The 10,041-nt window shown below is 60.5% G+C and carries 7 protein-coding genes; 1 reads left to right on the top strand and 6 read right to left on the bottom strand.

From position 1 onward, the window contains the following. Positions 1 to 101: 101 nt before the first annotated feature. From HMPREF2749_RS08675 to HMPREF2749_RS08655, 5 genes are all read right to left on the bottom strand, one after another. On the bottom strand, positions 102 to 1,307 hold the full coding sequence (locus HMPREF2749_RS08675) for a TerC family protein (RefSeq protein ID WP_049341332.1): 1,206 nt from the start codon (positions 1,305 to 1,307) through the stop codon (positions 102 to 104). Between the two features lie 434 nt (positions 1,308 to 1,741). Further along, positions 1,742 to 2,521, bottom strand: a complete 780-nt coding sequence (locus HMPREF2749_RS08670; RefSeq protein WP_246823521.1) for an ornithinee aminotransferase — start codon at positions 2,519 to 2,521, stop codon at positions 1,742 to 1,744. Between the two features lie 165 nt (positions 2,522 to 2,686). After that, on the bottom strand, positions 2,687 to 4,855 hold the full coding sequence (gene uvrB / locus HMPREF2749_RS08665; protein WP_070594099.1) for an excinuclease ABC subunit UvrB: 2,169 nt from the start codon (positions 4,853 to 4,855) through the stop codon (positions 2,687 to 2,689). A gap of 150 nt (positions 4,856 to 5,005) precedes the next feature. Continuing rightward, complete coding sequence (locus tag HMPREF2749_RS08660; RefSeq protein ID WP_070594097.1) at positions 5,006 to 6,334, bottom strand: 2-oxoglutarate dehydrogenase; 1,329 nt, start codon at positions 6,332 to 6,334, stop codon at positions 5,006 to 5,008. A 511-nt stretch (positions 6,335 to 6,845) separates the two neighbouring features. Then, the gene (locus HMPREF2749_RS08655) at positions 6,846 to 7,532 is read right to left on the bottom strand and encodes an IMPACT family protein (protein ID WP_049353142.1); all 687 of its coding nucleotides are present in this window, start codon (positions 7,530 to 7,532) and stop codon (positions 6,846 to 6,848) included. Between the two features lie 58 nt (positions 7,533 to 7,590). Between HMPREF2749_RS08655 and coaE the strand changes: the two genes are divergently transcribed. Then, the gene (gene coaE, locus HMPREF2749_RS08650; RefSeq protein WP_070594095.1) at positions 7,591 to 8,226 is read left to right on the top strand and encodes a dephospho-CoA kinase; all 636 of its coding nucleotides are present in this window, start codon (positions 7,591 to 7,593) and stop codon (positions 8,224 to 8,226) included. A gap of 224 nt (positions 8,227 to 8,450) precedes the next feature. Here coaE and rpsA read toward each other — a convergent pair whose 3' ends face one another. Beyond that, a complete protein-coding gene (gene rpsA / locus HMPREF2749_RS08645; protein WP_005506223.1) occupies positions 8,451 to 9,905 on the bottom strand; it encodes a 30S ribosomal protein S1 in 1,455 nt (484 codons plus the stop codon). Positions 9,906 to 10,041 lie beyond the last annotated feature (136 nt).

Here is a 10,041-nt window from a genome sequence, read left to right as displayed (position 1 = left end):
TTTTTGTTGTCCAAGAAACGGGAGGCAGTTCAGTTGATCCGGTGTGAGGGGCTTTAGTGTTAGCGCTTAGCCTGGTGAGGCTGCACGCTCAGTAGCTCAAACTACTTCGAGGAGGAAGCGTGCGCATCCTGTGCGGTGCGGGCACGCATCACGAGGGCGTGGTATTCGTCTTCCTTCTCGATCAGCTCGTCACGCAGCTTGGCGGGAATGGCGTTGAGCTTCTCGGTTTCCTTCTGCCAGCGGGCGGTGATGTCCGCACGCTCGGCGGCGGGTGCATCCTCGGGCAGTGCCAGGTACTTCTCGGAGAGCGCCTGAACACGCTGAATGGTCTGCAGCGCGCGGCCCTTGGGGCTGAGCAGCGAGGCAAGCACGGTAATGATCAGGACGCCCACGATGACCATCAGCGACATTTCGGTGCTGATTTCGACCACGTGCACGGGCTCGCCGTGGTTGATGAACGGCAGGTTATTCTCGTGCATTGCGTGCAGGATGAGCTTCACACCAATGAACGCGAGGATGGTCGCCAGGCCGTAGGAGAGGTAGACGAGGCGGTCCAGCAGGCCGTCAATAAGGAAGTACAGCTGGCGCAGACCCATGAGGGAGAACGCGGTCGCGGTGAACACAATGTAGACGGACTGGGTGAGGCCGAAGATCGCGGGGATCGAGTCGAGCGCGAAGAGCAGGTCGGAACCAGCGATAGCGACCATGACGAGCATCATGGGGGTCATGACGCGCTTGCCGTTTTCGATGGTGAAGAGCTTGTCACCGTCGAAGTGGTCGCTGGTCTTCAGGTACTTCTTGGCGAGGCGGACCATGATGTTGTCGGCTTCGTCATCGCCGTCACCTTCGGTGATTTCGTCCTTGAGCAGGTTACCTGCGGTCATGAGCAGGACCAGGCCGAAGATGTAGAACACCCAAGCGAAGGAGTTGATGATCGCTGCGCCGGCGAAGATGAAGGAGCCGCGCGCCAGGATCGCGAAGACAATACCGAAGAGCAGAACCTTCTGCTGATTCTCACGGGCGACACGGAAGGTGCCCATAATAATCATGAAAACGAAGAGGTTATCGACCGAGAGAGCTTCTTCGGTGATGTAGCCTGCATAGAATTCGGTGGCAGCGGAGGGGCCGTTCGTCACGAAAATATACAGACCGAACAGCATCGCGATGCCGATGTAAATACTCGACCAGATGGCCGCTTCCTTGACGGAAGGTTCGTGCGCCTTACGAACGTGGAACACGAAGTCGAAGGCCAACAGACCCGCGATGATGAGAATAGTAACCAACCATTGCAACCCGGTAACTTCCATGGGGAGCCTTTCTTGTGGTGTGCGTACAGGACCACAAGTCTCTCCCGCCGACCTTAATGGAGGTCGGCTCGATTCACCGGTTAGGCGCCTTCGGCTAACGTGCTGACGATGAGTCGATTGGTGGGATACTCCCTTGCTCGGTGAACGATTATACAGCAGGTTGGGGTTTTCGCACAGGAGCCCCTCCGGGAGAACTTTCAGGAGCTAGGTGCACCGAAACGCCGCATCCGGCGGGGTTGACCTGTCGGATGCGGCGTTCTGCGTGACGAATACACGCTGTCTAGTTGGGGGTCTAGCTGGCGCCACTATTAGTTTGACAACATGTAGAGCGGCGTATTGCAGACCAGCACTACACAGATCAACACCGTGCAGCAAGCCCATACAAAAGTAGCCCTCCCCGTGAACTATTACGGGGAGGGCTACTTTTCATTCAGTTAGGAGACCATGTTGAAGGTCGGCGGGGTGAACGCAATCGCATTGACCTGCTTGTTCGTATCAAGCGTGCCGTTCTCCTGAATCGTCGGGACGGTAATAACCACCTCGAACTGGTACATGCCTTCCATGAGCGTATTACCACGCAACGCAAAACGCGCGGAGATGCCGGTCGCCTTATCATTCACGCTCGACGCAAACGGAATGACCTGACCCTGAACAGTCTGAGTCTTGCCGTTGCGGGTCATAACGGTTGCCTTGCCGGTCGGGTCAGTCGTGAAAATCTGGCGGTCAATGATTTTACCCTCGGGCGAGAAGAGGTAAATGTCCATGGACGGGTGCAGGTGCGTGGTGCCGGTCGTCGCCTCCAGGGCGGAGACGTTGTAGGTCATCACGAACTCACCGCAGTTCAGGTTGAGGTCGCCCTCGGGGCCGTGAGTCGCCTCGTACACGGACATGAGGCGAATCGTTGCGGGATTCGGGGAGGTTGCATTCTCCATGGACCACCACGCCTGACCGGTCTCCGGCGCAGTCACGGGCTTGTTCTTGGTGCGCGACTGCAGGGCGCCACTGGCAGGGTTGGTAATCATCCAGCCGCCGACCTGGGTGAAGTCCGGGCCGTGTACCGTCTTGCAATCATCAGCCGAGGCAGCGAATGCGGGTACCGCCGTGGAGGCGGCAATAGCGGGCAGAGCCCAGAGCGCACCGCGGGTGAGGTTGCGGCGGGTAACGGAACGAGCTCCCATGGTGTGTGCGTCTGAAGAGTTATTCGAAATAGTCACAGATTTTTCTTTATCGTTCGGAAGCATCAAGGTGTTATTTGACACGTAAAACACCTTGATAGTGTACAGCATGTATCTGCACTCAGTAGAACTTCATGAACAATGAGTTACCTCATGGCGAAAAACCCACGTCGGCCCCTAAACGCCGGGCTTAGAACACCGGGCTTAGGCGTGACCCGCCTCCTTCATCAGGCGCAGCTCCTTCTTCAAATCGGCAAGCTCATCACGCAGACGCGCCGCCAACTCAAACTGCAGGTTCTCCGCCGCCACGCGCATCTGCTCGTTCATCTGCTCAATCAAATCCAGCAGGTCCTCCGCGGGTGCCGCCGCCAGGCCGTCGGCACGAACGCGCGCCTCCGCACGGGCGAGAAGCTCCTCCGACTCCGGGGTGCTTGTGGCAATCTTCGACGAGGTCGCAGAACCGGTCTTCGCACCCGCGCTCACCGTGCGGGCGCCCTTCTTACCGCTCTTACGCTGCTGCAGAAGCTCGCGGGTGTCCTCTTCCTCGCGGGCGAGAACATCCGTAATATCGGCAATCTTCTTACGCAGCGGCTGCGGGTCAATGCCGTGCTCACGGTTGTACGCCTGCTGAATCTCGCGGCGGCGATTCGTCTCATCAATCGCCACGCGCATAGAATCCGTAATCTTATCGGCGTACATGTGCACCTGACCGGACACGTTACGCGCTGCACGACCAATCGTCTGAATCAGCGAAGTGGTCGAACGCAGGAAGCCTTCCTTATCGGCATCCAGAATCGCAACCAGGGACACCTCGGGCAGGTCCAGGCCCTCACGCAGCAGGTTAATACCAACCAGCACATCAAAGGTGCCCAGGCGCAGCTCACGCAGAAGCTCCACACGGCGCAGAGTATCCACGTCAGAGTGCAGGTACTGCACCTTCACGCCGTGCTGCAGCAGGTACTCGGTCAAATCCTCCGCCATGCGCTTCGTGAGGGTCGTGACCAGCACACGCTCATCACGCTCAACGCGCACGCGAATCTCCTCAAGCAAATCATCAATCTGACCCTTGGTCGGCTTGACCACGATTTCCGGGTCAATCAGGCCGGTCGGGCGAATAATCTGCTCCACATAACCATCAGCCTGCGACAGCTCATACTTACCGGGGGTCGCCGAAAGGTAAATCGTCTGACCGATACGCTCCAGGAACTCCTCCCACTTCAACGGGCGGTTATCCATCGCCGACGGCAGGCGGAAACCGTGCTCCACCAGGGTGCGCTTACGGGACATATCGCCCTCGTACATGGCACCAATCTGCGGGACCGTCACGTGCGACTCGTCAATAATCAGCAGGAAGTCATCCGGGAAATAATCCAGCAGACAGTTCGGGGCGCTACCGGGGGCACGACCGTCAATATGGCGCGAGTAGTTCTCAATGCCATTGCAGAAGCCCATCTGCTCCATCATTTCCAGGTCGTAGGTGGTGCGCATACGCAGACGCTGCGCCTCCAGCAACTTGCCCTGGGATTCGAGGGTCTGCAGGCGCTCGCGCAGCTCATCCTCAATGGAGGTAATAGCCTTCGCCATGCGCTCCGGGCCGGCAACGTAGTGGCTTGCGGGGAAGACATACATTTCTTCTTCCTCGCGAATTACCTCGCCGGTCAGCGGGTGCAGGGTGTAAATCGCCTCAATCTCATCACCGAAGAACTCGATGCGGATCGCGTTCTCCTCGTACATGGGGATGATTTCGACGGTATCGCCACGCACACGGAACGTGCCGCGGTGAAAGTCCATGTCGTTACGCGCGTACTGCATCGCCACGAACTGGCGCAGCAACTCGTCGCGGTCAATCTCCTCACCGCGACGCAAAGTCACCATCTGCTTAATGTACTCCTCGGGCGTGCCCAGACCGTAAATGCAGGACACGGTCGCAACCACTACCACGTCGCGGCGAGTCAGCAGGGAGTTCGTCGCCGAGTGGCGCAGACGCTCCACCTCCTCGTTGATGGAGGAGTCCTTCTCAATAAACGTATCGGTCTGCGGCACGTACGCCTCGGGCTGGTAGTAGTCGTAGTACGAGACGAAATACTCCACCGCATTATTCGGCAGCAGCTCGCGCAGCTCATTCGCCAGCTGCGCCGCCAGAGTCTTATTCTGCACGAGCACCAGAGTCGGACGCTGCACCGCCTCAATCAGCCAGGCTGCGGTCGCGGACTTACCGGTACCGGTAGCGCCCATCAGCACAATGTCTTTCTCACCGTTCTGTACACGCTCGGTGAGCTCGGCGATAGCCTTCGGCTGATCACCGGCAGGCTGGAAGGGGCTGACCACTTCAAAGGGGGCGACGATGCGGTTAATTTCGGGTGCGTAACTCATGTATCCATCCTAGGGGAAAGCCGCCCAATGCGCCTCAGGATTGGTCGCCCTTTTCTGCTGGCGCAATATAATCACGCGCAATGCACTCGCTACGATACCCCCTGCCCCACCGGTGACCACATACCAGTGGGGCACCTCGCAGGTAAGGATTTAGCGCACCTCCACGGTGGCTCCGGCGAGGCTCATCAGCGCCCGGTTCGTCAGCGGAAGGTACCCGTTCAGGGCGCTCAAAATCAGCTGCATGGTGCGCTCTTCATCCTCCACGCTCAGCCCGCGCGGAATACCCACACCCGGCACGCAGATGCGCTGCTTATACAGGTCAATCACCGCGCACACGGTGCGGTTCGGCACGCTCAACACCGGCAGCATGCCGCGGTGATTGATGGTGCGCAGGCCCTTACCGACCACGGCGGCGGTGCGGATATCCGGGCGGGCACTCCTCGCGAACCGGGAGGTGCTCGCACCGTTCGCAAAAGCGGCAGGGTCGGGAATACTATTCGGCACCGCGCTCTTCTCGTTCAGCACAGACAGCAGCGGCTCCCCCACCGCGGCGGTGACCGCCACGTAGCGTACCTGCCGGTCCATGGCGTTGAGGAAGTCCAGTTCCGCGTACTCCTCCACGCGGTAGTTCTCGACCAGACCGGCTTCGCCCGACCCGGTTTCTTCCACGGTGCGGGTGATGACTTCTTCATCGTAGAAGCTTGCCACGCACACCTGCGGGGCGCCTCGCTCAATGCGGGCGCGGCACTGATAGTCGTCATCGAGCAGCCAGAGGGACAGCTCATAGCCGTCGGGTACATCGCGCACACCGGTCGCGAGCAACACTTCGCTGCCGTCCAGGGAGAACGGCTCCCAGCCTGCCGGTTCAAAAGCATTGAGGGCACCGTCCAGGGCGGGGTTGCAGGACCCGAGGCTCGGCGCCTGCTCAGCCGGAGTGAATGCCTCGGTGGCGGGCATGGCGATGGTGAGCCCGCGCATCCTGCCGGCGAGGCAGAGTTCAATCGCCATGAGCAGGTGGCCCGCACCTTCACGGCTCAGTGCTGGGCTCTGAACCATGTGCGCCACACCGGAGTTGTCCAGGCTGAGGTGTTCGCCAACTCCGCGGGCGGCGTTAGAGTAGCGGTTGTGCAGGCGCACCAGCTCGTCAATGGGCAGGGCACGACCCACGGCGCCGAACGCCTGGGCGATAGCGTGAACATGTTCGGGGAAGACGCGGCAGAGCCTGCCAAGCTGGCGAGCAAATTCTGCCGGACGCTGCGTGAGCACGCTCAGTAGGGTGCCGAGGTTCTGCTGGCGGTAGGCGTTGAGTAGCTGGGCGACGGTGGCGGGTTCAAGCTGCTCGACAGTGCCCATCTTGGGGAGGCGCGCTCCCTGGCGGTTGAGAGTTGCGGTGCCGCCGCGGCTGCCCGCGGACTGCTCTGATGAGTTTTTGCCTGCTTGTTCGTCTACTTGTTGATAGTAGGTTCCCGACTGCGTCACGTTTTCACGACCTTGAGCTCTTCAGAGCGTTCGTTAGCTGATTCTTCGTAAGGTGACGGGCGGGGCTCAGCGCCTACCGGCAGATGGTTCGTGCACACACTACCGTCTGCCGGGTCGTATAGTACCGGCATTCAGCTGTGCCTCGTTCCTTGAGCAGCTAAGCTATAGCTTCAAGACGTCAGCATCAGGACCTCAGCGCTGAGATAGTACCCAGTTCTCGGCGCTGAGATGTCAGCGTTGAGCCCTGCCCGTCGGTGCGGGCGCACGCGTTGCCTCGTGGAGGCGCCGGGCTGGGTTACCGCTGGTAATGAACCCGTTGCCCGTGCCGTGGAGGGGCGTGTGCGTTCCGCAACGCTTTTTAGGCTATCAGCTTTAGCGGGCAATTACTAGGGTTAGAGTAACTATTAACTAAGGTTGGACTATCTTTTGGGTTTTGGGGGCTTTACACGGGCGCTCTAGCCCGAAAATCTGGGACCGGAAATCTAAGACCGAGAATATAGGGAGCGGTAACCTAGACCGGCAAATCCACCCACTGCGTGTCCCCCCAGGTCACACTCGCCGCACCGGAACTCAGGCTCACCACCAGCTCCTCGGCACGCGCCAGCTCCTCCGAGCGGTCAAACACGCCCAAGGAAATCGTGGCACCCTCCGCACCGTACTCGGTACCCAGCACATTCAGACCGGCGGCACGAATCTCGTTCTCCAGGCGGCCAGCATCCGCATGCGAACTGGGCACCTGACCCACACGCAGACGCTCACGCGAATCGAATAGCGCACCATCCAGGGTCTGCACCACCGAATCAGTGTAGGCGCGCACCAAACCGCCCGCGCCAAGCTTAATGCCACCGAAATAGCGCACGACCACCGCAACCACATCCGACAGGTCGGTGGTGCCGTCCTCGCGGGTCTGACGCGCCAGCAGCGCCTGCATCATCGGCACACCGGCGGTACCGGCGGGCTCACCATCATCGGAGGAACGCTGAATATCGCGGTCAGCACCAATAATGAACGCCGAACACACGTGGCGGGCATCGTGGTAGGTCTTGCGCACCGACTCAATGTAGGCGCGCGCCTCCTCAACGGTACTCACGCGCTTGATGTGACCAATAAATTCGCTACGCTTAATTTCGAGGAGGCTCTCATAGGGCTCATCGCCGCGCGGCACAAGGTATCGGTTGGCGCGAGTTTCTTCCTGCATGTGTCCTCCTCTAATCAGTACCTATCTATTGTGGCACAGCCCGTCAGGAGCACCGTCCATGTCCCAGCCTTCTTCCCCCGCTTCTACCACGCTGCGCCGTTACGCCCTCACCGGCGGTATCGGCAGTGGCAAGAGCACCATCGCCTCCCTCTTCGTTGAGCAGGGCGCGTTCCTGGTGGATGCGGACGCTATCTCCCGCTCCCTCATGGAGCCCGGCGAGGCGGTGCTCGCCCGCACGGTCGCGGAGTTCGGTGAGCATCTGCTCGATGAGGACGGCCGCCTCAACCGCCCCGCCCTGGCGCGTATCGTGTTCAATGATGAGCAGGCGCGCCTGCGTCTGAACGCGATTGTGCATCCCGCTATTCGTGAGCGTGCCGCGCAACTGGTGGAGCAGGCGCAGTCCGAACCCGGTTTTAGCGGCGTGGTGCTGGAGGATATTCCTCTGCTCGTGGAGACCGGCGACCCGTCCGCTTTTGAGGGCGTGGTCGTGGTGCGCACTCCCCTGGCGACTCGCCTGCAGCGCCTCGTATCTTCACGCGGCATGAGTGAGGAGGATGCGCGCGCCCGCATCGCCGCGCAGGCAACCGACGAGCAGCGTGAGGCGGTCGCAACCTGGATTATCGATAATGGCGGCTCGCTGGAGGAAACCGCCGAGCAGGTGCGCGCCGTCTGGGAGCAGATGACCGCCGCCTAAAATCCTCCCCAGCAACACGGGGCGCAGCAATACAGAGCACAGCAACACCGGGCACGTACCCCGGCTCCCAACGTCCCCCAACCCCGACTCACCCGGCCCCCAATAACGCAAAGAACCCCCTCACCTCCCAAACGGGAGGTGAGGGGGTTCCTCTGCTCTAGGCACCCCACGCGGGGGTTACCTATCGGCTATTACGCCTGATGAGTGCTCATCTGAGCGGCAGATTAGTTGCCGGTCAGCTTCTTGCGGAGCTCAGCCAGTGCCTCATCCGATGCGAGGGTACCTGCGGAAGCGGGCTCCTCGGAGGAGTAAGAGGTCGGTGCGGGCTCAGCTGCTGCGGGAGCTGCTGCTGCAGCCTCTGCGTCAGCCTCGAGAGCCTTAGCAACCTGAACCTTGTGAGCCTCGAAGCGAGCCTGTGCCTCTGCGTACTGTGCTTCCCAAGCCTCGCGCTGTGCGTCGAAGCCTTCCAGCCACTCGTTAGCCTCGGGGTCGAAGCCCTCGGGGTACTTGTAGTTGCCAGCCTCGTCGTACTCTGCAGCCATGCCGTACAGAGCGGGGTCAAACTCGGTAGCGTTGGGGTCAACGCCCTCGTTTGCCTGCTTGAGGGACAGGGAGATGCGGCGGCGGTCCATGTCGATGTCGATGATCTTAACGAAGACCTCTTCACCAACGGAGACGACCTGCTCAGCCAGGTCAACGTGGCGGGTTGCCAGCTCGGAGATGTGGACGAGGCCCTCGATGCCGTCCTCAACGCGCACGAATGCACCGAAGGGAACGAGCTTGGTGACCTTGCCGGGAACGATCTGACCCAGAGCGTGGGTGCGAGCAAATGCCTGCCACGGATCTTCCTGGGTTGCCTTGAGGGACAGGGACACGCGCTCGCGGTCCAGGTCCACCTCGAGAACCTCGACGGTAACGGGCTGGCCAACCTCGACAACCTCGGACGGGTGGTCGATGTGCTTCCAGGACAGCTCGGAAACGTGAACCAGACCGTCCACGCCACCCAGGTCCACGAATGCACCGAAGTTGACGATGGAGGAGACAACGCCCTCGCGGACCTGACCCTTCTCCAGCTCGTTGAGGAAGGAGGAGCGAACAGCGGACTGAGTCTCCTCCAGGTATGCACGGCGGGACAGAACAACGTTGTTGCGGTTCTTGTCCAGCTCGATGATCTTAGCTTCGATCTGCTGACCGATGTAAGGTGCGAGGTCGCGGACGCGGCGCATCTCAACGAGGGATGCGGGCAGGAAGCCACGCAGACCGATGTCGAGGATAAGGCCACCCTTGACAACCTCGATAACGGTACCGGTAACGACGCCGTCGTTTTCCTTGACCTTCTCGATGTCGCCCCATGCACGCTCGTACTGTGCGCGCTTCTTGGAGAGGATCAGGCGACCTTCCTTGTCCTCCTTGGTGAGGACGAGTGCCTCAACCTCGGAGCCGAGCTCGACAACCTCAGAGGGGTCGATGTCGTGCTTGATGGACAGCTCGCGGGAGGGGATGACGCCTTCGGTCTTGTAACCGATGTCGAGCAGAACCTCATCGTGGTCGATCTTAACGACCTGGCCGGAGACGAGATCGCCGTCGTTGAAGACCTTGATGGTCTTCTCGACTGCCTCGAGGAATGCCTGCTCGTCGCCGATGTCGTTGATTGCGACCTGAGGGATGTTGGTGCTCATGTAGTGAGGGCTCCAATTGGATTTCTAATAGGTCGACGCTGCCGGTTCGCCGTTCAACACCCCCGAGTGGAGGCGCCGACCGGCTCACTTTTTCACCCCGGCGCGCACGGCATAGGGCCGCTAACGCCTTTGAACG

It is taken from the genome of Rothia sp. HMSC075F09, assembly GCF_001810515.1.
Taxonomy (GTDB): Bacteria; Actinomycetota; Actinomycetes; order Actinomycetales; family Micrococcaceae; genus Rothia.
Note: the sequence above shows the minus strand (reverse complement) of the source record. Positions and strands in the feature narration are given on the sequence as shown.